Genomic DNA, 22615 nt, shown 5'->3' with positions numbered 1-22615 from the left:
GGGGTGGGGTGGGATGGGGCCTGTTTCCGGTCTCGTCCAGTCCCGGGGAGGGAGCGGTGGGTGTGCTGCCGGGCCGGTCCTGATCCGTCCCGGGTGTCAGTTGGCGGAACTCTTCGCCGTGCACGTGACGGTCGCCGCCGGGGCGCCGCCCGTTGCCGGGGCGGTGGCGACGAAACCGAACGTGGCACTCGCGCCGGGCGCCAATGCCCCGTTCCACGCCGCGTTCGTGACGGTGGCCGTACCGTCCGCGGCCGTGCTGAAGGTGCCGTTCCAGACCTGGCCGATGCGCGCGCCGTTCGCCGGTGAGACCGTCGCGCTCCAGCCCGAGGCGGCGGAGGCGGACGTGTTCGTCACGGTCACCTCTGCCTGGTAGCCGCCCTGCCACGTGGAGACGGCCCGGAAGCGGGCCGTGCAGGCCGCGGGGCCGCCCGGGTCACCCGGACCGCCGGGGTCCTGTGGGACGCCCGTGTCGAGGACCGCCGCGAGGGCCGGGAACCAGCGGGCGGCGATCTTGTTGTCACCCGAGGCGTTGGGGTGCACCCCGTCGTAGGTGTCCGCGGCGGTGCTGAAGCCCGTCCACTGGTCGACCACGGTGATCGGAGAGCGTTCGGTGCCGGTGGCCCGGGCCCAGTCGGGGATCCTCGCGTTGAAGTCGACGACACGCTGAGCGCAGGCCGCGCAACTGCCCGGGTTCATGGGGATGAGCTGTGCGACGAGGATCCGCATGTCCGGGTTCGAGGCCCTCATCTGCGTCACGAGCTTGGTGTAGGCGGCCAGGATGCGGTCCGGGGGGATGCTGCTCCACACGTCGTTCGTGCCGAAGTGCATGACAACGATGTCCGGACGCGTGGCCGCGAGCCTGCCCGGCAGCAGGTTCTGGTCGGCGACGTTGGTCACCAGCTCACCGCCGTGCCCCTCGTTGTCGCCGTCGTGCGCCTGTCCGCAACCCTGCGGCGGGAGGGTGCCGACGAAGTCGACGTCCGTGTATCCGCTGTTCAGCAGCCGGTTCCAGAGCACCGCACGCCAGCAGCCCGGCGAGCCGGTGATCGAGTCGCCGAGCGGCATGACGCGGACGGGTTCCGCCGCGGGTGCGGCCGTGGCGCGGGGCGCGAACGTGAGACCGAGGGGGAGGAGCAGGGCGGCCAGGAGGCCGAGTACCGGGACGATGCGTAAGCGCGAGGACGAGCGGCGGGTTCTGCGCATGGTGATCCCTTCCCTGGGAGGTGGGAGCGCTCCCATGCATCAAGCCATTGTTGTCATTGACGCGTCAAGAGGTGCGGGGTGTCTCGTTCGGGTGCGCGCGCGTGGACGTCACTGTGCGCGTGGCCCGGTCGACGTGATCACCGCGCAAGGTCCGCCTGCCCCGCGACGCATCGAACGCCGCGAGGCCCGCCCTCCGGGCGGACGACGGGACTCTGCGGACTTCCCCTAGCGGTTCCGGTACCACTCGGCGAGCAGGAACGCCAGGTCGAGTGCCTGGGAGTGGTTCAGGCGCGGGTCGCACGCCGTCGTGTAGCGCTGCGGCAGCGTTTCCCTGGCCACGGCACTGCTCCCGCCCAGGCACTCCGTGACGTCGTCGCCGGTGAGCTCCAGGTGGACGCCCCCGGGGTGCGTGCCCAGTGCGCGGTGCACCTCCACGAAGCCCCGGAGTTCGTCGGCGACGGCGTCGAAGTGCCGGGTCTTGTGACCACTCTCGGTGACGAAGGTGTTCCCGTGCATCGGATCACTGACCCAGCAGACCGGCGCCTCCTCCGAGGCGACCTTCTCCACCAGCAGGGGCAGCAGGTCGCGGACCCGCTCCGCTCCCATCCGCACGACGAACGTGAGCCGCCCGGGCTCGCGGTCGGGGTCGAGGAGGTCCACGTACCGCAGCACGGTGTCCGCTGTCGCGCCGGGCCCCAGCTTGATGGCGATGGGGTTGCTGATCCCGGAGAAGTACTCGACGTGCGGCCCGTCCGGCCGACGGGTCCGCTCGCCGATCCACAGCAGATGGCCGCTGGTGGCATACGTCCTCCCGGTCGCGGGATCGGTGCGCGTCAACGCCCGCTCGTAGTCGAGCAGCAGCCCCTCGTGGCTGACGAAGAACTCGGCGGTGGTCAGCCCGCCGGCCCGGCCCCCGCACGCGCGCAGAAAAGCCAGCGCCCGCTCGATCTCGTCGGCCAGCCGCTCGTAGCGCCGGCCGCCGGGCGAGGCGGCGACGAAGGCCCGGTTCCATTCGTGCACCCGGGCCAGGTCGGCGAAGCCCCCGGCGGTCAGCGCGCGCACCAGGTTCAGCGTCGTCGCCGACGTCTCGTACATGTGCAGCAGCCGGTCCGGGTCGGGGGTGCGCTCGCGCAGGGTGAACGCCGGGCCGTTCACCGCGTCCCCCCGGTACACCGGCAGCGTCGTGTCGCCCCGCCGCTCGAACGGCTGGGAGCGGGGCTTGGCGAACTGACCCGCCATCCGCCCCACCTTGACGACCGGCATCGACGCCCCGTGCGTCAGGACGACCGCCATCTGCAACAACGTGCGCAGCTTGCCGTCGACGGACTCCTCCGTGGCACCTGCGAAGGTCTCCGCGCAGTCGCCGCCCTGCAGCAGCAGCGCCTCCCCCTTCGCCACCGCGGCGAGGCGGGAGCGCAGCGCGTCGCACTCCGCGGTGAACACCAAGGGTGCCGCCTGCGCCAGCCGGTCGGTGACTTCGCGCAGCCGGACCGGGTCGGGCCAGTCCGGCTGCTGGTCGGCCGACGCCGGACCGCCCCCCTGCGCCTCGTGCGAACGGGATGCGCTTTCCGACGTCATCTCGGCTCCTCCGACGGCGCTTCGGTCAATTCCGGAGCGTTTCACATCGCCCTCCCTCAGCCATGGCACCTCACTCCAATTCCTGGGCCCTTTTGTCGTCAAGCGCTTACGGAATTGGACCGGCTCAGCGCACCCGAATTGGTCTGGCCGCCCTCGCGTCGCCTCTGATTCGCTGTTCACCGGCACCTCCCCGGCACCGCCGCCGAACCCAATTCGGCGGAGCGGGCGGGAAATTGTGAACAGTGCGAGAACCGAGGGGAATCACACGATGGCGCGCAGCGCACCGATCCACGTACGCGTCACGGCGTCCGGGCTGCCGGCGCACGACCCGCTCGACCTCTATGAAGAGCTGCGCCGCACCCACCCGGTCGACGACGTCTTCCTCCTCGAAAACGCCTCGGGCACCGGACGGGACCCCGACCGGGCGGTCGTCGGCTGCGGGCGCCTGCTGGACGTCCGGGTCATCGGCGGAGGCACGCGCGAGGTGACCGTCCGCCTCACGGGCGAACCGGCGCTCGTCCGGGCGCTGCTGGAACACGCCGAGGACCTCGGACTGCGCCGGGTGGCCGCCCCCGCGCAGGCCGGGAGCCGGGGGCTCCTCGCCGAAGTGGGCGCCGAGCAGCCGGAGCGGCTGTGGGCGCTCCTGGAAGCAGCCCGGAGCCGACTGTTCGAGGTACGGACGGACCTGTCCCCGCAGAGCTGGTCCTTCGGGTTCCTGACCAGCCTGGCCTACGAGTCGACCTGGCACATGGAGGACCTGGGCGAGCGGACCAAGCCGCCACGGGGCCCCGACATCACGCTCACCGTCTTCCGCCACACGGTGTGGTACGACCGCAGCGACGGCACGGTCAGCGAACTGCGCGCCGACAGTGCGGAGTTCGTCGCAAGGCACGATCCCGGACTGCTGGAGATCGCCCGGCGGGCGGCCGGTCGGGAGGGCGAGGCACCCGTGCCCGAGGCGCCCCGGCCGCGCTCGGTGCACGACAGCGTGGACCGGGTGACGTTCCTGCGCTGGGCGGAGCGCTGCCTGGAGCACATCCGGGTCGGGGACATCTACCAGATCCAGATCGGTCATCGCGTCGACGTCCGCACCGAGCTGGCGCCCGAGGCCGTGTACCGGCGGCTGCGGGCCCGCAACCCCTCGCCGTACATGTATCTCGCGCCGCGCGGCGACACCCTGCTGATCGGAGCGAGCCCCGAGCTGTTCTTCCGCATCGAGAACGGCGAGATCACCATGCGCCCCATCGCGGGCACCGCCCCGCGCGGCGCGGACGACGAGGAGAACCAGCAGCGCGTCAAGGAGATGCGGGAAAGCACCAAGGAACAGGCCGAGCACATCATGCTGGTGGACCTGTGCCGCAACGACATCGGCCGGGTCTGCCGGCCCGGCACACTGCCGGTGGACCGGCTGATGGACGTGGAGACCTACTCCCACGTCTTCCACCTCGTGTCCACGGTCAAGGGCCGCCTCGCCGAGGGCGTCAGCGCGTGGGAGGCGGTCCGGGCGACCTTCCCCGCGGGCACGATGACCGGCGCGCCGAAGATCCGCGCCATGGAGATCATCGACGAACTGGAGCGCGAGCCCCGGGGCGGCTACGCGGGCGCCATCGGCCTGCTGGACGTGCGCGGCTGGAGCGAACTGGCCCTGTGCATCCGCACGATCGAGTACGACGGCGCCACGTACTCCACACAGAGTTCCGCCGGTCTCGTGGCCCAGTCCGAGCCCGAGGCCGAGTGGCGGGAGACGCTGGCGAAGATGGGGGCCGCCCACTGGGCGCTCACCGGAGAGGAACTGCTGCCGTGAAGGTGCTGCTGATCGACGCGTACGACAGCTTCGTGCACATCATCGACCAGTATCTGCGCACGCTGGGCGCCCGGACGGAGGTAGTACGGTCGCGGACGCGTACCCCGGATGAACTGGCCGCCCTGGCACCCGACGCGGTGGTCCTCGGGCCCGGCCCCGGCCACCCGGCCGACTCGGGCCACGTCGAACTCGTCCACCGGTTCGCCGGAAGTGTTCCCCTGCTGGGCGTCTGCCTGGGGCACCAGGCGATCGCTCTGGCGTACGGAGGACGGATCGTCGTGGCGGAGCAGGTGATGCACGGGCGGACCAGCGTCGTACGGCACGACGGCGCCGGCCTCTTCGAGGGACTGGGCAACACGCTGGAGGCCACGCGCTACCACTCGCTCGTCGTCGCCGAGCCACTGCCCGAGCCGCTGCTGACGACCGCGGTGTGTGTCGACCACGGCTACGTCATGGGCCTGCACCACCGCTCGCTCCCCGTGGCGGGCGTGCAGTTCCATCCCGAGAGCATCATGACCACGGGTGGCCTGCGCATCCTCCAGAATTTCCTCGACATGGCCAAGGCGCCTGTCGCCGCGGACTGAACGCGACGCGGCTCACCGTCCGCCGGCCACGGCGCCAAGTTCCCGGAACGCCTCGGTCACGCCGGACAGCGGCAGATGGGCGTGCCCGACGACCAGTGCGGGCGCCTCCCGGCGGGGAACGGCGCCGAACGCCGCGCCGCCGCGGACCAGGACACCGCGGCGCAAGGCACCGGCCACCAGCGCCGCCTCGTCGGTGTGCGCCGGGAGACGGACGTAGGCGTGCAGGCCCGCGGCGGGCCCGAGCACCTTCGCGCCGGGCAACCGGGCGCGCACCGCCTGACCGAGAGCCTCACGCCGGGCGGCACACCGTTCGGTGAGCCTGCGCAGGTGCCGGTCGAACAGTCCACCGCGCAGCAGGTCCGCGAGAGCGAGCTGGGTGAACGAATCGGTACCGAGGTCGTGCCGGCCACGGACGTGCAGCAGCCGGTGCAGCAGCTCCTCGGGAGCGGTGAGCCAGCCGAGCCGAAGGCCGGGGTCGAGGAGCTTGCTGGCGGTGCCGGCGTAGATCACCCGTTCCGGCTCCAGTCGTTGGAGGGCCAGGGGCCGGGAGTGCTGGTCGTCGTACCAGAGCCCGCCGTCGTAGTCGTCCTCGATCACCCAGCCGTCGACGGCCCGCGCCCATCGCACGAGCGCTTCCCGGCGGCGGTCGGAGAGCACGGCTCCGGTCGGGAACTGGTGGGCAGGGGTGACGAGGACGGCGCGTGCCCGGGTCGCCGCGAGCGCGTCGACGTCGATTCCCTCGTCGTCCACCGGCACCGGCACCACGCGCATGCCGCTGTCCTTGACGAAGCGGCGTTGTCCCGGATGGCAGGGGTCCTCCACCGCCAGCTCCGTGATGCCCGTCGCGGGCAGCGCGGCGCACAGCAGGGCCAGCGTCTGCGCGAATCCGCCCACCACCAGCACGGTGCTCGGTGTCGCCCGTACCCCGCGGAGCCGCCCGAGGTGGCGGGCGAGTTCGACGCGCAGCTCCGGCTCACCCGCGAGCGACGGATAGGAGGTGCCACGCGACTTCGGGGAGAGCAGGACGCGCTGATACGCCGTCAGCCACTCCTTGTGCGGTACGCCGGGGGCGTTGTGGCCGCCCGGACGCAGGTCCCAGCGCACCGCGGGCACCGGGCCCTCGTCCAGCAGCGCCGGTACCACCGCGGCACGGGACAGATGGGCCGTCACCCGGGTGCCCGCGCCCCGCGCCGCCTCCAGATACCCCTCCGCGGCGAGTTGCGCGTACGCCTCGACGACCACGCTCCGGGAGACGCGGAGGTCCTCGGCGAGCCGCCGGGTGGCCGGCAGCCGGGTGCCGGGGTGCAGGGTTCCCTGCTGGATTTCCTGCTTGATGAACTTCTGTATCTGGGAGGTGAGTGATTCATCGGAATCCCGGGAGATGTTCACCGCCAAATGCAGGGGCATTGGTCCTCCTTCCCAACGAGCTTGCCGCTCCTCTTGTGGTCCGGCTTTTGGACCGTTGTTGCGCCGGGGAATTGGTCTGGCCGACCCGACTGGGCACGGACACACTGGGCGGCGACATTCATCCGGTGCCGACGAGGAGAATTCCCGTGACCGCACGGCCGAAGGTTCGAGACTGGCCCGCCCTGCTCGAGACTCTGCTGAAGGGCGGCGGCCTGACGTCCGACGACACCGACTGGGCCATGGAACAGATCATGGCGGGGGAGGTCGGCGCCGCCGCGCTGTCCGGCCTGCTGATCGCGCTGCGGGCCAAGGGCGAGACGGTCGACGAGGTCGAGGGGCTGACGCGGGCCATGCTCCGTAACGCGCTGCCCCTTCGGGTGCCCGGCCGGACCCTGGACATCGTGGGCACCGGCGGCGACGGATCGCACAGCGTCAACATCTCCACCATGTCGGCGATCGTCGCGGCCGGCGCCGGGGCACGCGTGGTCAAGCACGGCAACCGCTCGGCGTCGTCGACGTGCGGCTCCGCGGACGTGCTGGAGGAACTGGGCGTGGCGCTCGATCTGCCACCGCACGAGGTGGGGGAGGTCGCCGAGGAAGCCGGCATCACCTTCTGCTTCGCGCCCGTCTTCCATCCGGCGCTGCGACACGCCGCAGCGGCACGCCGGGAGTTGGGAGTGCGCACGGTGTTCAACCTCCTCGGCCCGCTGTGCAACCCCGCCACCCCTGCGGCGCAGGCCGTCGGGGTGGCCGCCGCCGACGCCCTGCCGCTGGTGGCCGGAGTGCTGGCTCGGCGCGGTGTGTCGGCCCTGGTCTTCCGCGGTGACGACGGGATGGACGAGCTGACGGTGACGACGACGTCCCGGGTGTGGACCGTGCACGGCGGACAGGCGAGGGAAGAGCTGTTCGACCCCCGTGCCCTCGGGTTCCCGCCGACGCGCCCCAAGGACCTGCGCGGCGGCGACCGCGCTCACAACGCCCGTGTCGCCCGCGAAGTCCTCGACGGAGCGCGGGGACCGGTCCGCGACGCGGTTCTCCTGTCGGCAGCGGCCGGTCTGGCCGCCCTGCACCCCTCGGCGGCGCCCCTGACCGACCGTCTCGCCGACGGAATCCAGCTGGCCTCCGAGTCCATCGACTCCGGCGCGGCCGCCGCCGTACTCGAACGCTGGGCGGCCATCACCGGCAAGCGGGCCGGAGCGCGGTGAGCCGGATCGGCCGGGACCCGGCGGGGTGCGGGCCGGCCATCGGGTGCCCGGGAGCTTGTTGAGCCCCACTGAGCCGGCCGGCCCCAAGACCGGCGGTGTGTGGTTGCACCGCTGGGCGTTTGTGGGCGTGTTGGGGCCTGATGGATCGTGTCGCTCGGAACGCGGCGGAATCAGGATCGGCCGCCGGGTGTCCGTGGGTGTGGCCAGGCCCGAGGGATCGGAGCCTTCGGAATCCGGCGGGACGCAGGACCACCACCCGGTGTCCGGGGGCCATGTGGGGCTCCCGGACACCGGGGTTTCGGCACGGCTCCTCATGCGGGGGCAGGAGCCGTGCCGGGTGGTTCCGGCGCGCTGGGCATCGGGGCGCGCCGGCCGGCGTCGACCAGCGCGGCGACCGCCGCGCCCGGATCGTCGCCGGTGACCAGTGAGGTGCCGACCAGGACCGCGTCGGCACCCAGGGCGGCGTAGCGTGCCGCGTCCTGCGGGCCGCGCACCCCGGACTCGGCGACCCGCACGACACCGTCCGGAAGCCGGGGTGCGATCCGTCCGAAGACGTCCGGATCGATGCGCAGGGTGCGCAGATCCCGGGAGTTGACGCCGATCACGCCCGCCCCTGCGGTGACGGCCCGTTCCGCCTCCGCCTCGTCGTGGACCTCCACCAGCGCGGTGAGTCCGGCCTCCCGCGCCACGGCCAGCAGCTCGGCCAGCTGCGGATCGTCCAGAGCGGCCACGATGAGCAGCACCAGGTCCGCCCCGTGGGCCCGCGCCTCCCACACCTGGTAGGCGTCGACGACGAAGTCCTTGCGCAGTACGGGCAGTCCCACCGCGGACCGCACACGCTCCAGGTCCCCCAGCGAGCCGGCGAACCGACGGCCCTCCGTCAGCACACTGATCGCCGCGGCGCCCCCGCCCTCGTACGCGGCGGCGAGGGCCCCGGGGTCGTCGATCGTGGCGAGCCGGCCGCGCGCCGGGCTGGACCGCTTGACCTCCGCGATCACCCGCAGCCCGGCGGGGGAACGCAGCAGCGCCACGGCGTCACGGGCGGGCCCGGCGGCCAGGGCCCGCTCACGCACCTCGGCCTGGGAGACCGCCCTGCGCCGTTCGGCGAGGTCCTCGCGCACGCCCTCCAGGATGTCGTCGAGCACCGTCATCGCACACCTCGCCGCTGTCGATCCGGCTGGGCCGACAGGGCGTGCCGGGATACGTCGTGCGGGTGCCGGCGCCCCTTCGTCCCGTCCGGCCGGGCGAAACCGGAGCCGAAGGACAGCTCCCGGACGTCCTCGCACAGCTCGCGGCCACGGCGGGTCAGGGCGCTCACGTGCGTTCCCCCTGACTGCCCGTCGCGGCCGGCGCATGGCCGGTCAGGGCCTTCAGGAAGACCTCCGGGTCCTCCTGAGGGCCCTCGACCACGTGACCGCCCGCGAACTCGATACGGGGGACCACGGTGATGCCCAGGGCCCGCGCCTCGCGGACCTCCGCGCGCACCTCGGCCACCGCCTCGTCGGAGGCCAGCAGCCGGGCGGCCCGGCCTCGGTCCAGGCCGGCCTCTTCGACGCGCGAGAGCAGCACGCCGTGGTCGGAGATGTCGGCGCTCTGCGTGAAGTACGCCGCGAACAGCAACTCCTCGAGCCGGCTCTGCACCGGCCGCCCGTGGCTACGGCCCGCCCACCACAGCAGCCGGTGCGCGTCCAGGGTGTTGACCGCGAAGCCCGTGGCGTTGCGGAAGGCGATGCCGTGGCGCGGGCCGGCCGCGGTGACCTCCTTGTCCATCTCCGCGGCACGCTCGGCGCCGTACTTGCCGGCCAGCCACGCAAGCATCGGGGCGGGCCGGGCGGGCTGCTCCCCGTCGATCTGGTACGGGTGCAGCACCACCTGTGCGTCACTGCGCCCGGACGCCGACAGCGCCAGTTCGAAGGTCCGCTTGGTGATGTAGCACCAGGGGCAGGAGACGTCCGACCAGATGTCGATCCTCATCGCGGGCCTCCCGCACGGCTCGGGACGGTCAGCGAGGCGCGTGTGTTGACCGTCTCGGGGTCGAAGCCGCCCAGCCGGGCGAACTCGGCTGAGATGGACTGGAGTTCGTCTCCGGGGAAGACCGCGCCCACGTCCGTGAACCCGCCTGGCGCCCGCTCGTGGGCCAGATCGATGACCACCTCGGGGCCGCGGCGCCGGGCGCTGGCCTGGATCCGCGTCAGCACCGGGAGGCGCTCGGCCTCGTAGGCGGCCAGGGCGGGGACGGGGGAGTCCCCCAGCGCCAGTTCACGGGCCAGTACCCGGGCGTCGACGATCGACTGGGTGGCGCCGTTGGACCCCATCGGGTACATGGCGTGGGCGGCGTCACCGAGCAGGGTGACCGCTCCGTGCGTCCACCGGGGCAGCGGGTCCCGGTCCACCATCGGGTAGACGTAGGCCTCCCGGGCCGTGCGGATCAACGCGGGCACGTCGAGCCAGTCGAAGGCCAGGTCGGCGAAGTGATGCAGGAACGTTTCGGGCGCTACGGCCCGGTTCCAGTCGGCGTCCTCGAAGACGGCCTCCGGGTCGGCCGCACGGGCGACGGCCCAGTTCATCAGCACCGTACCGCCCGGCCCGTCGGGGCCGGACATCGGGTAGACGACGGCACGCCGCCGGTCGTCCCCGGCGATGATCATCGACCGGCCGTCGAGGAACGGCGGGGCGTAGGTGGTGCCCCGCCACACCACCAGCCCGTTCCAGGGCGGCGGCCCCTCCTCGGGGTACAGACAGGCGCGGACCTTCGAGTGGATGCCGTCCGCTCCGATCAGCGCGTCCGCCGTCGTCTCGGAGCGCCGGCCGGCGGCCGTGTGGTGCACCCGCACGTCGACCCCGCCGTCCTCGCGTGGGACGAACCCCTCGACCCTGGCGTCGGTCACGATGGCGTCGGGTCCCAGCCGGCGGCGCACCGTGTCCGCCAGCACGCTCTGGAGCCTGCCGCGGTGGACGGACAGCTGCGGCCAGCGGTAGCCGGCCGCCACACCGCGCGGCTCCCGCCAGATGAGCTGTCCGTGCCGGTTGTAGTAGCCGAGGCTCCCGGTCGGGAGCGCGACCTCCAGCAGCTCGTCCAGCAGGTCGAGCTCGGCGAGTTCCCGGACCGCGTTGGGCAGGATGTTCAGCCCCACGCCGAGCGGCTTGATCTCCGCCACCGACTCCAGGACGCGTACGTCGCCCACACCGGCGGCGTGCAGGCTCAGTGCCGTGGTCAGGCCGCCGATGCCGGCGCCCGCGATGAGGATGCTCACGCCGGCCTCCGCTCGGCCCGCGCGGCGGCGGACCCGGCCGGGCGCCGGGTCAGCTGGGCGGTGGTTCGCGTGAGGTCGACGATCTGCCGCAGCAGGTCCACGCTGGCTCCACCGCTGCCCACCGGATAGAGGCGCAGATCGGCGTCGTAGGCCTTGCGGGCGATGCCCAGGTGGCGGCCGCGGAAGACGATGATCACCCGCAGCAGCCGGGAGAGCGCCTCGGCGGACGGCCGCAGGCCCGGCATGCGGCGCTCGGCGCCGTCCGGGTCGTCGCCGTACGCCTCCACCAGCCGGGTCACCACCGACGGGATGCCCGTCCAGTGGTCGTACAGCTCACGCCAGCGCGGCAGGCTGTAGGGCACCGAGTCGCGCAAGAATTGCTCGTACTCGGGCTCGCTGTTGTCCGAGGCCCAGATCGCCTGGTCGATCAGCCACAGCGGAACCTGCGCGGCGGCCGGACCGAGCAGCACACGGCCGTCGACGGTGATCTCCTCGAAGTAGGCCCGCAGGTCCCGGGCGAAGAACTCCGGGCTGACGTTGGCCACGACCATGTCGATGGACGAGACCATCGTCTCCACGTGGGCGGTCAACTCGTCGGTGAGCACGGCGAACTTGGGATCGGCGACGTCGGAGCCGCTGAGCCGCTCGGCCAGTTCCAGACCTTCGCGCAGGTGCGGGAAGACCATCCGCACGGATTCCTGCAGATAGGCCTCCTGGATGTCTCCCGTGTACATCCGCTGGCGGCCGCCGGTCGGGTTCCAGGTGGTGTAGTGGTGCACGGTGTCACGGGGCACCATGTCGGTGCGCCGGCCCAGTTCCAGCAGGACGGGCTGCACCTCCGGAACCAGGGGCACCGGCTCCGGGCCGTGCCGCTTGATCGAGCCGAGGAACATGCCGAGGTCGCGCATCGCGGCCACACAGGCCTCCAGGGAGTACCCGGCGACCTCGTCGAGCGAGGGCACCAGGCCGCGCACGGCCGCCACGAGGGCGGGAACGTCGGCGTGCTCGTTGTGGCGGCGCATGTCGAAGCAGAGTGCGTCGGCGGCGAGCGGGTCCAGCTCCCGGATCACCGCCGTGCGTATGGAACTGCCGAGTTCGATTTCAAGCGTGCGGGTCAACGTGTCTCCAAACAGAATCGTCACTCGCGGACATCGGCCGCCGGCCGTCCCGGGCCTGCCAGGGCACACCGTCGTCCCCGCACGCGCGCGGCGGCGGCGACGGTGTGGCGGTGACCGGGGGAACGGAAGGAGGCCGGTGAATGAACAGGTGGCGCGGAGTGCTGAGGGCCCGTTCAGTCCCCGTGCGGGGACGGTGCGGCGCCGGCCAGGGGATAGGACCGCAGGTGCCACCGGTGAGGCGGCGGGGATCCGAGCCGGTCCGGGAACGCCTCCGGCACGTCAGGCAACGGCCGGGTGGCGGAGCCGGCCCACCCGCCGAGGACCACGTGGACGTTCGTCCCTGACATGCCCTGCCCGTTGACCGCCGCGATCGCGGGCCGGCCGGGGACGGAGGGCAGGGGCTGCGGGGACGTCGGCACCACCAGGGGCAGCCGGTCCCAGTCGACGAACGGTGAGGGGGTGCGGAAGTGCAGGCTGGGCGGCACCTGTCCGTGCTCCAGACACAGCACCGCCTTGATGAGCCCCGCGACGCCGGCGGCGGCCTCGCAGTGCCCGACGTTGGTCTTCACGGAGCCGACGGGACACGGCCGGCCGGGCGGGCGTCCCTCGGCCAGCACCTCGGTGAGGGCGCCGAGCTCCACCGCGTCGATACGGGTACCGGTGCCGTGCGCCTCGACGTACCCGACGTCGCCCGGCGTGATCCCGGCGTCCTCGTAGGCCCAGCGCATCGCCAGGGCCTGGCCGTCGGCGGAGGGGTCCGTGACGCGCTTCTTGGTGGCGCCGTCGTGGCTCATGGCGCTGCCCAGGATCACCGCGCGGACCGGGTCGCCGTCGGCGACGGCGCGGTCGAGCGTCTTGAGGACGACGACACCGACGCCGTCAGACCGGACAAAACCGTCCGCGTCAGCGTCCCCGAAGCGGCAATGCCCTCCGACGGAGAGCACACCGGCACTGTCGAACACATCGGTGGCCGTGGTCGAGAGCAGCAGGTTCGCGCCGCCGGCCAGGGCGAGTTCCGACTCGCCCGCCCTCAGACTCAGGCAGGCCAGGTGGACCGCGGCCAGCGACGAGGCCTGCGCGCAGTCCAGGGTGACGCTCGGGCCGTGCAGGCCGAGGTGGAAGGAGAGCCGGCCGGCGAGCAGCGAGCGCTGGTGTCCTCCGACCAGGCAGTCCAGGTCGAGCGCGCCGGCCCGGGCATCGCGCAGCCGCTCCCAGTGGTCGGCGTGGGACTGGCCGACGAACACGGCGCTGCGGCTGCCCCTGAGCCGTCGCGGGTCGGCACCCGCGTCCTCGAGCGCCTCCCATGCGGTGAGCAGCAGCAGCCGCTGCTGCGGATCCATCACGGCGGCCTCGTCGTCCGGGATGCCGAAGAACCCCGCGTCGAACTCCTCGACCCCGTCCAGGAACCCACCGCGCCTTCCCCCGGCCGGCACGACCGTCCCGACCGGGAACCGGTCCTCAGGAGCGGAACGGGTCGCGTCCCGGCCCGAGCGGAGCAGTTCCCAGAGCTGCCCGGGGCCGTGCGCCCCCGGCAGGCGGCACCCGACACCGATCACGGCGACGGGCGCCGGTGTGCGCACCTCGACGATCCGACTGCTGTGGCGTGACATTTCTCTTCCCCCCGTACGTTGTCCGACCGACGTGCCGTCTGCCTGGGCGCGGCCCGCTCGGGCGCGCGCCGCGGCAGACGGCCGCGGGTCACCCTGCGTTGAGGGCCCAGTGTTCCCAGGGCTGTGCCTTGACCCACTCGATCACCGGCGTGAGCTGTACACCGAGAGCGCTCTCCACGGCGGCGGGCGATGGAGCGAGCAGGTCGCCCGCCCGGCCCGTGCCGGCGTAGTGGTAGATCCCCGCGACCCCGGCCGCGGCCTCGGGGCCGAGCAGCTGGGCGAGCCCCTGCTCGAACTGTGTGACCTCCAGCGGGACGTACCGGATCTCACGGCCGAGGGCGTGCCCGAACGCGGCCGCCAGCTCCGGACCGGTGAGCACGTCGGCGCCGCCGACGTTCAGCACCTGCCCGGTCGGCACGTCGTCGTCGAGGGCGCGGGCCACCACCCGCGCGAGGTCGTCGTGCGACATCCACGCCACGCGCTGCTCGGCGGGCAGCGGGTAGGCGAGGACGCCGTCGTTGACGATCGAGGGTCCGTTCCAGGGGCTGAAGAGGTTCTCCAGGTAGACCGGCGGCCTGACCACGACCAGGGGAACCGCGCCGGCCCGCAGCACCTCTTCCGCCAGGCGGCGCGTCTCGAAACCGGCGTACGTGGTGGTCTCGTCGGGCACCGGGGTGTTGGCGTTGTAGACCAGCCGTCGAACCCCGGCTTCGCGGGCCGCCTCGGCGATGTTGCGGGCGTAGCCGGCCACCGTCTCGGGGTCGTACTCCAGAGGCATCACGACGACCGCGTGCGTGACGCCCTGGAATGCGGCGCGCAGGTCCTCGACGCTGCACAGGTCGCCGCGCACCGGAGTGACCCCGGCAGCCGGGGCCGCCGCGGCCTTGGCCTCGTCCCGGACGAGGCCGAGGACCTCGTGCCCCTGGCCGGCCAGCAGCCGGGCCACCGCACCGCCCTGGAAGCCGTTGGCTCCGGTTACGAGGACGCGCTTGCGGTGCTCTTGTGTCATGTCGGGCCTTTCTTCGTGATGTTCGTTTCAGTGGGCGCACGGTCCCCGGACCTGGCGGGCCGGGCGGGCGCGATCAAGGCACGGCGCGCCGGTGTTCGGCGGCGGTGCTCGCCTCCGGCGGTGCGGAGGCGTCCGGAGCGGGCAGCCGCAGCCGGAGGGTGAGCAGCAGGGCGACCAGGGCCGGCACGGCCCCGACCAGGAAGGCCGTGCTGAAGCCGTCGGTGAGCGCCACGTCGCGCGCCGCGGAGGAGGCGTCGGTGCGTGCGGCGGCCACACCGGACAGGACGGCGAGGCCGAGGACCGAGCCGAACTGCAGGCTGGTGTTGACCAGCCCGGAGGCGAGGCCGGCCTCGTCCTCGCGGGTGTCGAGAGTGGCCGCGACGTTCGCGGTGATGGACACCAGCGGCAGCGCGACGCCCAGCAGGAGGCTCGGCGGCAGGACGTCCGCCACGAAGGAGCCGTCGGCCGACAGCAGCGACTGCCAGGCCATGCCGACGGCCACCAGTACGAACCCGGCACCCATCACCGCGCGCAGGCCGAACCGGCCGATCAGCCGGTCCGCGGTGGAGGCGACCGTGATGACGACCAGACACAGCGGCAGCAGGGCCAGCCCGCCGAGCACCGGTTCGTACCCGAGCACCGCCTGGAGGTACAGGCTCACCAGGAAGAACATCGGGAACAGCGACATCTGCCACAGCGCGGCCAGGATGTTGGCCAGCCGCAGCGTCGGCCTGCGCAGCACGGCGAGCGGGACCAGCGGGTGCGCCACCTTGCGTTCGACCAGGACGAACGCGGCGAGCAGTACGACGGCGGCGGCCCCGGTGGCCAGCGTCGGCGTGGAACTCCAGCCGGCCTCGCCCGCGTTGACCACGGCGTAGGCCAGCAGCCCCAGGCCGGCGGTGACCGCCACCGCGCCGGGCACGTCGAAGCCGCGCTCGCGCCCGCCGGACGTACCCGGCGGCAGCAGCCGCGGCACGGGCAGGACCAGGGCGATGCCGGCCACCACGTTCAGCGCGAAGGTCGATTCCCAGCCCAGCCAGCTGGTGAGCACGCCGCCGAGCACCGTGCCCGCGGCGCCACCGGCACCGGCCATCGCGGCGAACACGCCCAGCGCCCGGTGCCGTTCCGGGCCGTCCTCGAACAGCGTGAGAATCAGGGCGAACGCCGCCGCTGCGGCCATGGCCGCCCCGACGCCCTGCACCGCGCGGGCGGTGATCAGCAGGGCTGCGCTGTCGGAGAGGGCACCCAGCAGCGAGGCGGCCGCCAGTACACCCAGACCGGCCACGAACACCCTGCGCTGCCCCAGCAGATCCGCGGCACGGCCGCTGAGCAGCAGCAGCCCGCCGAAGGAGACCAGGTAGGCGTTGGCCACCCAGGACAGCGCGGCGGGTGAGATGTCCAGGCTCTCACCGATGGACGGCGCCGCCACGTTGATGATCGAGGTGTCCAGGATCAGGACGAACTGGGTACAGGCGAGCAGGGCCAGCGCCCGCCGGCGGTCAGCGCCCGCCATCGAAACCCCCCGTACCGTCCGGCAGCTCGTCCAGCTGGTACCCGTCCAGGCACGACTGGGTGAATGCGGCCAGCAGGTCCGGGTTGCCGTCGCGCACGATGCCGGGCAGGTAGACGTGGGGAGCGCCGTGGTAGAAGCGCTCGTACTGCTCGTGCCGCGCGGCGAACTCCGAACCCAGCGCGTCCCAGGCGAGCTTGAGCAGCTTGATCCGCTGCTCCGCCGGAGTGCCGGGCGAGCGCACGTACTTGGCCACCAGCGGACCGAGTTCGGGATGCTTCAGGTCGTAGCCGGAGGCCGGGAGCTGGATGAGACCGCCGCCCGCCAGCATCTTGATCTCGGCGAGCACCTTCGGGTAGAGGTCACCGGCCATGGCCCGGTGCGCCGAGGCGATCTCCCGGTTGATGTGCACGGCACCGCCCTCGCCGCCGACCCGCTCGCACGTCGTCTCGGCTGCCAGCACCATCGACTTGGCGATGTTGAGCCACCCGATGAGCCGGCCGATCTGCATCTGCACGGGCGGCAGGTCATAGGTGTTGTTCGCCCGGGTGACCAGGATCGCGAGCCCGGTGAGGAACTCCAGCTTGGTCCAGAAACGGGTGGCCGCCTGGTGGACGAAGTTGTTGTAGGCGGGCGTGAACCACCACATCCGGAAGGTGGTGTCGACGTCCCGGTAGGTCAGCACCCGCTCCCAGGGCACGAAGACGTCGTCGCAGACGAGCAGGGCGTCGTTCTCGTCGAAGCGGGCGGACAGCGGGTTGTCGAAGACGCTGCGGGCCTGGCCCTCGTAGGAGGTCCGGGAGATGAACTTCAGCCCCGGGGTGTCGAGGGGGACGGAGAAGCACAGTGCGTACTCGACGTCCTGACGCTGCAACGGCTCGATGGTGCCGACGATGATCTCGTCACCGAACACCGCGCCGGTGCCGATCATCTTGGCGCCGCGCACCACGATGCCGTCGTCGCGCTCCTTGACGACCCGCACGTACAGGTCGTCCTCCTCCTGTTCGCTGGCCGCCCGGGTGCGGTCGATCTGGGGGTTGGTGATGGTGAACGACTGGTAGAGGTCACCCTCCGTCATGCGCCGGTAGTACGCGGCGAGGTTGTCGCGTCCGTCGAAGGTCTCCCCGGCGAAGATCTCCGGCGTCGAGACGAAGCCCGCGATGCCCGCGGCCATGTAGTCGGGCGACCTGCCCAGGAAGCCGTAGCTGGCCTCGGACCAGGTCTTGAACGCCTTGCGCCGCTCGATCAGTTCGGCCTGCGTGCGCGGCACGTGGTAGGCGCGCAGCACCGCCCGGTCCTGCCCCTCGGGGCGCACCGTCAGCACGTCCCGCAGCTCCGCGTCCCGCGCCATGTCGTAGAGGTTCGCTATCGAGCGGGCCGTGTTGCGGAAGGCGGGGTGCTCCGTGACGTCCTTGACCAGCTCACCGTCGAGCCAGACGGCACGGCCGTCGCGTAGTGAGTCGAGGTATTCCTGGCCGCTGCGGGTCATGTCTCTCCTGACACAGGGTGCTGTTGATGGGCGGTGGGAAGTGGAACGGCGGGCGGGCCGGCGCGGAGCGGGCCCGCCCGAGCGGTCGCCTCAGCGCTCGCGCACGGCGGTGCGCGGCCGGTTCGGGCTGCCATAGGGCGAAGGAGCGTTGACGGACGGGACGTCGAAGCCGGCGGCGCGGGCGTACGCGCCGGCCACCTGGGCCAGCCGGTCGGCGGAGACCACGTCCTCCACCCGTCCGAAGCCGTCCGGGGCCCGTTCGTGGACCAGGTCGATCACGACCTCCGGCCCCTTGGCCCGGTTGAGCAGCTGAAGCCGGTTCATCCGGGGCCGGCGGTCCCGGTCGTACGCCGCGAGTGCCGTGATCGGGTCGTCGTGGGTGGCCAGGGCATGGGCGAGGCTACGGGCGTCCAGCACCGCCTGGGTCGTCGCGTTCGAACCCATCGGGGCCATGGCGTGTGCGGCGTCCCCGAGCAGGGTCACGGCGCCGAACGACCAGCGGGGCACGGGGTCCCGGTCGAGCATGGGGAAGGACGCGACCGCTTCGGAGTCCGCCACGAGCGCGGCCATCCGCAGATCCCCGCACCGCCAGCCGGCCACCGCCGCGGGGAAGCCGTCGTCGCCGGCAGCGGGCGCGGCGTCCGGGGACGGGAGCCCCTCCGGTACGGTCCGGGAGACCGCCCAGTTCACCGGAACCAGTCCGTCTGCATCCGGGTGTACGGCCAGCGGGTAGACGACCGCCTTCCAGCGGCCGTCCCCCATGACGACCATCGCGCGACCGCCGAGAAAGGGCGCACTGCGCGTCACCCCCCGCCAGACAGCGGTGCCGTTGAAGCTCGGCTCCCCTTCCTGCGGGTACAAGGTCTGCCGTACGGCGGACCGCAGCCCGTCGGCCCCGACCAGCACATCCGCCCGGATCCGCTCCGTCGGCCGATCGCCGGCGCGGTGAGCCACGCTCACCTCGACACCCCCGCCGGGCAGGGGCGTGAAGCCCGTGACACGCGCGTCGGTGGTGATCGCGGTGTTCCCCAGGCGGGCGCGGACACTGTCGGCCAGGGCCGTCTGCAGGGCGCCGCGGTGCAGCGCCAGTTGCGGCCACCGCGAGCCGCCCGCACGGCCGCGGGGTTCGCGCCAGATCTCCTGTCCCAGGTGGTTGTAGTAGCCGAGTTCGGTCAGATCGGCACCCCGGGCGGCGAGGTTTTCGGCCAGTTCGAGGGCGGCCAGCTCGCGCACCGCGTTGGGCAGCAGATTCACCCCGGCCCCCAGGGGGCGAATCTCCGGCACCGCCTCCAGAACCCGCACGTCGCGCATTCCGACGGAATGGAGACTCAGTGCGGCGGTCAGGCCACCGATGCCGGCACCGGCAATCAGAAACTTCATGGAACGCGTCCCCCCAGAACTGCAACCCCGTAAACCGGCCAAACAGCCCGGCTCCGCCTCTCATCGTTCTGGGAGCGGTGGCTACGATCAATTAATCATGAGCCGAATCGCTTTAAGGATCGTCCGTGCATGACGACGTACTGAGCGAGCTGCTGCGCCCGCTGTGGCTCACCGACATCTTCCACAGCATGTGGGAGGCCGGTGGAACCTGGGGAGTCAAGGGCCACGACGACAATTGCGCAATTGTTCATTACATGCTTGCCAATTCCTGTGTCATCACCTTCGGCGACGACCCCAAACCCGTGGAGCTGCACGAGGGTGACCTGGCGATCTTCCCGCACGGCACCGCCCACACCTTCGCCGGCGAGTACGGCGTACAGGCGACGCCGCTGTCCGCCCTGGTGCCGCACTGCCGCCCCGGCGAGTCCGGCGTCGTCAGGGTCGGGACACCGCCGTACATCACACGCATGCTCTGCGCGAGCCTGCACTACAGCGCCATCGGCGAGCCGGGGCTCTACAGCGCCCTGCCCCGGATCATCGTCCTGCGGCGGCACATGCTGGAGGGGGAGCCACTGCTGCTGCGCACCCTGGAGTCCCTGCCCTCCGAGATCGGGCGTACGGCGCCCGGCTCCCGGCTCGTGACGCTACGGGCCTTCGAAACCGTGTTCGTGCTCTCCCTGCGGATCGCCATGGAGGAACTGGCGGAGGAGTCACCCGCGCTGAGCGCGCTGCACCACCCGGGTATCAGCAAGGCGCTGATGGCGATCCACGGCTCCTACGCCGAGCCCTGGACGGTGGAGTCCCTGTCCCGTGAGGCCGGCATGTCCCGCTCGACGTTCTCGCAGATGTTCCGGGAACTGGTGGGCGAGCCGCCCATGCGGCACCTGACGGTGCGCCGCATGCAGGAGGCCAGGCGGCTGCTGGCGGACACCACCGTGCCGCAGCAGGACATCGCGCAGCGCATCGGCTACCGCAGCCAGGTCGGCTTCCACCTCGCGTTCCGCAAGGAGTTCGACATGACCCCCGGCGACTTCCGCTCCCGCAGGGCGTCCAGGACCCGGCTCGTACAGCAGGTCCGGGACGACGGCTGAGCCGCTTCCTCCGGATCACTCCCGCTGGCTTTTGCCATGTCATGAGCCGTGCATGACCGGATGCCCAGAGAGCCGAGGTCATGATGGTCGGCGTCGGTAAGGCATGCCTTGGCTAACTCGCTCAAGTGGTGGGTCGGGGCGGAGGGCCGGGAGGGCCGCATCACATGTGGGACGACGCGTTTCCGAGCTTCCTGATCGGACTGAGGGAAGGACTGGAAGCCGGCCTCGTCGTCTCCGTGCTGGTCGCCACCCTCGTGCGGGCGGACGCCAAGTCCCGTCTGCCGCAGGTGTGGACCGGCGTCCTGGCCGCGATCGCGCTCTCGATGAGCTTCGGCGCGGTCCTCACGTTCACCGCCGCGTCCCTTTCCACCGCCGTGCAGGAAGCCTTCGGCGGGGCGCTGAGCATCGTGGCCGTGGCCTTCGTGACCGCGATGGTGTTCTGGATGCGCCGCTCGGCCCCCAGCCTGGCCGGAGAGATCAAGGAGAAGGTCACCGAGGCACTGACCATGGGCGCCGGTGTGCTGGTCCTCACCTCCTTCCTCGCGGTGGGGCGCGAGGGCCTGGAGACCGCCCTGTTCCTGTGGACCACCGCCCGCGCTGCGGACGAGTCGGCTGGGCCGCTGACCGGCGCGTGCATCGGCCTCGTCCTGGCGGCGGTGCTGTGCTGGGGGCTCTACCGCCGGGTGCTCTCCATCAACCTCACCCGCTTCTTCACCGCGACCGGCGCCGTCCTCTTCGTGATCGCCGCGGGCGTGCTCGGCTACGGGCTGCGCGACCTCCAGGAGGGCGGGGTCCTGCCCGGCGGGACGGCCTACGCCGTCGACCTGAGCGGCAGCGTCGATGCCGGGTCCTGGTACAGCACTCTGCTCCAGGGCGTGCTCAATCTGACGCCGACCATGACGTGGCTTCAGGTGGTGGGGTACGTCGGATATCTCGGCGTGGTGATGACGCTGTTCGTCCGGGGGCTGCAGGGAGCTGCCCCGAGCCCGAGCCCGAGCCCGAGCCCGAGCCCGAGCCCGAGCCCGAGCCCGAGCCCGAGCCCGAGCCCGAGCCCGAGCCCGAGCCCGAGCCCCAGCCCCAGCCCGAACCCGGCCCCGACAGGCACCGCACCCGCGCCACCGCCCCGCCCCGCGAAGGCCCCGCCACCCATCCCGGGCCCCGCACCCACCCGCCACCGCCCCGCCTGGCTCATCCCCGTCGCCGTGGTCGCCGTCCCCGCCGTCCTGGCCGGGCTCGTCGTCGTGCTGGCGCGCCCCGAGCCCGCCGGGGGCGAGACGGTCGCCGTCTCCGCGGAGGACTGCGGTCAGGGCTTCACCGCGCCCGAGCCGGGGCGGCAGACCTTCCAGATGCGCAACACCGGCGACCAGACGTCCGAGGTGTACCTCATCGACCCGGCCACCAACGCGGTCTACGGCGAGATCGAGGGCCTGGCCCCCGGCACCACCCGGGACCTCGTCGCCACCGTGGCGGGCGGTACGTACGCCTGGCGCTGTGTGCCCAGCGACGGCAAGGCCGTCACCTCCAAGGCGGTCCGGGTCGGCGGCGTCGCCGGTGCCGGGGCCGTCGTCCCCGTCTCCGAGCAGGATCTCGCGGGGCCGCTGCGGGCGTACAAGGCGTACGTGAACCGGGGTCTGGCCACCCTCGTCACCCAGACCCGGAAGCTCGGCGGCGACATCCGCGCCGGGCACCTGGGCGCGGCGCGCGCCGACTGGCTGACAGCGCACCGCACCTACGCCTCCCTCGGCGCCGCCTACGGCACCTTCGAGGAGTTCGACCGGAAGATCAACGGCCGGCCCGACGGTCTGCCGGGCGGGGTCCACGACAAGGACTTCACCGGCTTCCACCGGCTCGAGTACGGGCTGTGGCACGGCCAGTCGGCCGGTGAACTCAAGGATCCGGCACAACAACTGGCCGCCGACGCCGCCGGGTTGCGGAACGCCTTCCCCCGTCAGGACTTCGACGCCTCCGACCTGCCCCTGCGCGCCCACGAGATCCTGGAGAACACCCTCCAGTTCGAGCTGACCGGCGACACCGACCAGGGCAGCGGCACCGGGCTGGCCACGGCCGACGCCGACCTCTCCGGTACGCGCGAACTGCTCACCGTACTCCGGCCGCTGCTCACCACGCGGGCCCCGCGTCTGCTGCCCACCGTCGACGCGGACATCACGCGACTCCAGGCGCTGCTCGACGCCGGGCACCGCGACGGCCGCTGGACTGCCGTCGACCGGCTCGGCCGGACCGGGAAGGCCCGGATCGACGGGGCCACCGGGCAGCTCCTGGAAGACCTGTCGCCCGTGCCGGACCTGCTCGAGATCAGGAAGTCCGCGTGAACACCGGCCGCCACGAGCACAACGAACACACCGAAGGGAACGT

18 protein-coding genes are annotated in these 22615 nt (G+C 72.3%); 5 read left to right on the top strand and 13 right to left on the bottom strand.

The window, feature by feature from the left end; genetic code table 11:
- Positions 1 to 96: 96 nt before the first annotated feature.
- Positions 97 to 1203, bottom strand: coding sequence for a GDSL-type esterase/lipase family protein (locus tag ABFX81_RS20835; protein WP_346138472.1), 1107 nt, complete (start codon positions 1201 to 1203; stop codon positions 97 to 99).
- A 225-nt stretch (positions 1204 to 1428) separates the two neighbouring features.
- Entirely contained in the window at positions 1429 to 2781 is a 1353-nt protein-coding gene (locus ABFX81_RS20830; RefSeq protein WP_086848116.1) for a class II 3-deoxy-7-phosphoheptulonate synthase, read from the bottom strand.
- A gap of 268 nt (positions 2782 to 3049) precedes the next feature.
- Between ABFX81_RS20830 and ABFX81_RS20825 the strand changes: the two genes are divergently transcribed.
- Together ABFX81_RS20825 and ABFX81_RS20820 are read left to right on the top strand one after the other, a co-directional pair.
- Positions 3050 to 4585 carry a chorismate-binding protein gene (locus tag ABFX81_RS20825; RefSeq protein WP_086848114.1) on the top strand — a complete coding sequence of 512 codons (1536 nt, stop codon included), beginning with the start codon at positions 3050 to 3052 and terminating at the stop codon, positions 4583 to 4585.
- A complete protein-coding gene (locus ABFX81_RS20820; RefSeq protein ID WP_086848112.1) occupies positions 4582 to 5169 on the top strand; it encodes a glutamine amidotransferase-related protein in 588 nt (195 codons plus the stop codon). The genes ABFX81_RS20825 and ABFX81_RS20820 overlap by 4 nt, the downstream gene beginning before the upstream one ends.
- 12 nt (positions 5170 to 5181) lie before the next feature.
- Here ABFX81_RS20820 and pdxR read toward each other — a convergent pair whose 3' ends face one another.
- A complete protein-coding gene (pdxR, locus tag ABFX81_RS20815; protein WP_346138471.1) occupies positions 5182 to 6576 on the bottom strand; it encodes a MocR-like pyridoxine biosynthesis transcription factor PdxR in 1395 nt (464 codons plus the stop codon).
- Positions 6577 to 6722: 146 nt separating this feature from the next.
- Between pdxR and trpD the strand changes: the two genes are divergently transcribed.
- Positions 6723 to 7781: an anthranilate phosphoribosyltransferase gene (gene trpD, locus ABFX81_RS20810; protein ID WP_086855475.1), complete on the top strand. Its 1059-nt coding sequence runs from the start codon at positions 6723 to 6725 to the stop codon at positions 7779 to 7781.
- Positions 7782 to 8092: 311 nt separating this feature from the next.
- On the opposite strand, the gene trpC is transcribed toward trpD, so the two are convergent.
- The 10 genes from trpC to ABFX81_RS20760 form a co-directional block, all read right to left on the bottom strand.
- Complete coding sequence (gene trpC, locus ABFX81_RS20805; RefSeq protein ID WP_086855474.1) at positions 8093 to 8932, bottom strand: indole-3-glycerol phosphate synthase TrpC; 840 nt, start codon at positions 8930 to 8932, stop codon at positions 8093 to 8095.
- Positions 8929 to 9099, bottom strand: a complete 171-nt coding sequence (locus ABFX81_RS20800) for a hypothetical protein (RefSeq protein ID WP_346138470.1) — start codon at positions 9097 to 9099, stop codon at positions 8929 to 8931. Before ABFX81_RS20800 ends, trpC begins: the two co-directional genes overlap by 4 nt.
- Positions 9096 to 9755 carry a DsbA family oxidoreductase gene (locus ABFX81_RS20795; RefSeq protein ID WP_346138469.1) on the bottom strand — a complete coding sequence of 220 codons (660 nt, stop codon included), beginning with the start codon at positions 9753 to 9755 and terminating at the stop codon, positions 9096 to 9098. Before ABFX81_RS20795 ends, ABFX81_RS20800 begins: the two co-directional genes overlap by 4 nt.
- Positions 9752 to 11035 (bottom strand): flavin-dependent oxidoreductase, encoded by a 1284-nt coding sequence (locus tag ABFX81_RS20790; protein ID WP_346138468.1) that lies wholly within the window; start codon positions 11033 to 11035, stop codon positions 9752 to 9754. The genes ABFX81_RS20795 and ABFX81_RS20790 overlap by 4 nt, the downstream gene beginning before the upstream one ends.
- Complete coding sequence (locus ABFX81_RS20785; RefSeq protein ID WP_346138467.1) at positions 11032 to 12153, bottom strand: monodechloroaminopyrrolnitrin synthase PrnB family protein; 1122 nt, start codon at positions 12151 to 12153, stop codon at positions 11032 to 11034. Before ABFX81_RS20785 ends, ABFX81_RS20790 begins: the two co-directional genes overlap by 4 nt.
- A 173-nt stretch (positions 12154 to 12326) precedes the next feature.
- Positions 12327 to 13763: a beta-ketoacyl synthase N-terminal-like domain-containing protein gene (locus ABFX81_RS20780; protein WP_086855516.1), complete on the bottom strand. Its 1437-nt coding sequence runs from the start codon at positions 13761 to 13763 to the stop codon at positions 12327 to 12329.
- Between the two features lie 88 nt (positions 13764 to 13851).
- Positions 13852 to 14772 (bottom strand): NmrA family NAD(P)-binding protein, encoded by a 921-nt coding sequence (locus tag ABFX81_RS20775; protein WP_086855515.1) that lies wholly within the window; start codon positions 14770 to 14772, stop codon positions 13852 to 13854.
- A 73-nt stretch (positions 14773 to 14845) separates the two neighbouring features.
- Positions 14846 to 16285 (bottom strand): MFS transporter, encoded by a 1440-nt coding sequence (locus ABFX81_RS20770; protein WP_086855514.1) that lies wholly within the window; start codon positions 16283 to 16285, stop codon positions 14846 to 14848.
- A complete protein-coding gene (locus ABFX81_RS20765; RefSeq protein ID WP_086855513.1) occupies positions 16272 to 17771 on the bottom strand; it encodes a 4-hydroxyphenylacetate 3-hydroxylase N-terminal domain-containing protein in 1500 nt (499 codons plus the stop codon). Before ABFX81_RS20765 ends, ABFX81_RS20770 begins: the two co-directional genes overlap by 14 nt.
- A 90-nt stretch (positions 17772 to 17861) precedes the next feature.
- A complete protein-coding gene (locus ABFX81_RS20760; RefSeq protein WP_086855512.1) occupies positions 17862 to 19151 on the bottom strand; it encodes an FAD-dependent monooxygenase in 1290 nt (429 codons plus the stop codon).
- Positions 19152 to 19276: 125 nt separating this feature from the next.
- Between ABFX81_RS20760 and ABFX81_RS20755 the strand changes: the two genes are divergently transcribed.
- Positions 19277 to 20242 (top strand): cupin domain-containing protein, encoded by a 966-nt coding sequence (locus tag ABFX81_RS20755; protein ID WP_086855511.1) that lies wholly within the window; start codon positions 19277 to 19279, stop codon positions 20240 to 20242.
- Between the two features lie 164 nt (positions 20243 to 20406).
- The gene (gene efeU / locus ABFX81_RS20750; RefSeq protein WP_346138466.1) at positions 20407 to 22572 is read left to right on the top strand and encodes an iron uptake transporter permease EfeU; all 2166 of its coding nucleotides are present in this window, start codon (positions 20407 to 20409) and stop codon (positions 22570 to 22572) included.
- The last annotated feature ends 43 nt before the right edge of the window (positions 22573 to 22615 follow it).

This window comes from Streptomyces coeruleofuscus (genome assembly GCF_039532725.1).
Lineage (GTDB): Bacteria > Actinomycetota > Actinomycetes > Streptomycetales > Streptomycetaceae > Streptomyces > Streptomyces coeruleofuscus.
This window is presented reverse-complemented; position numbering and strand designations above follow the sequence as displayed.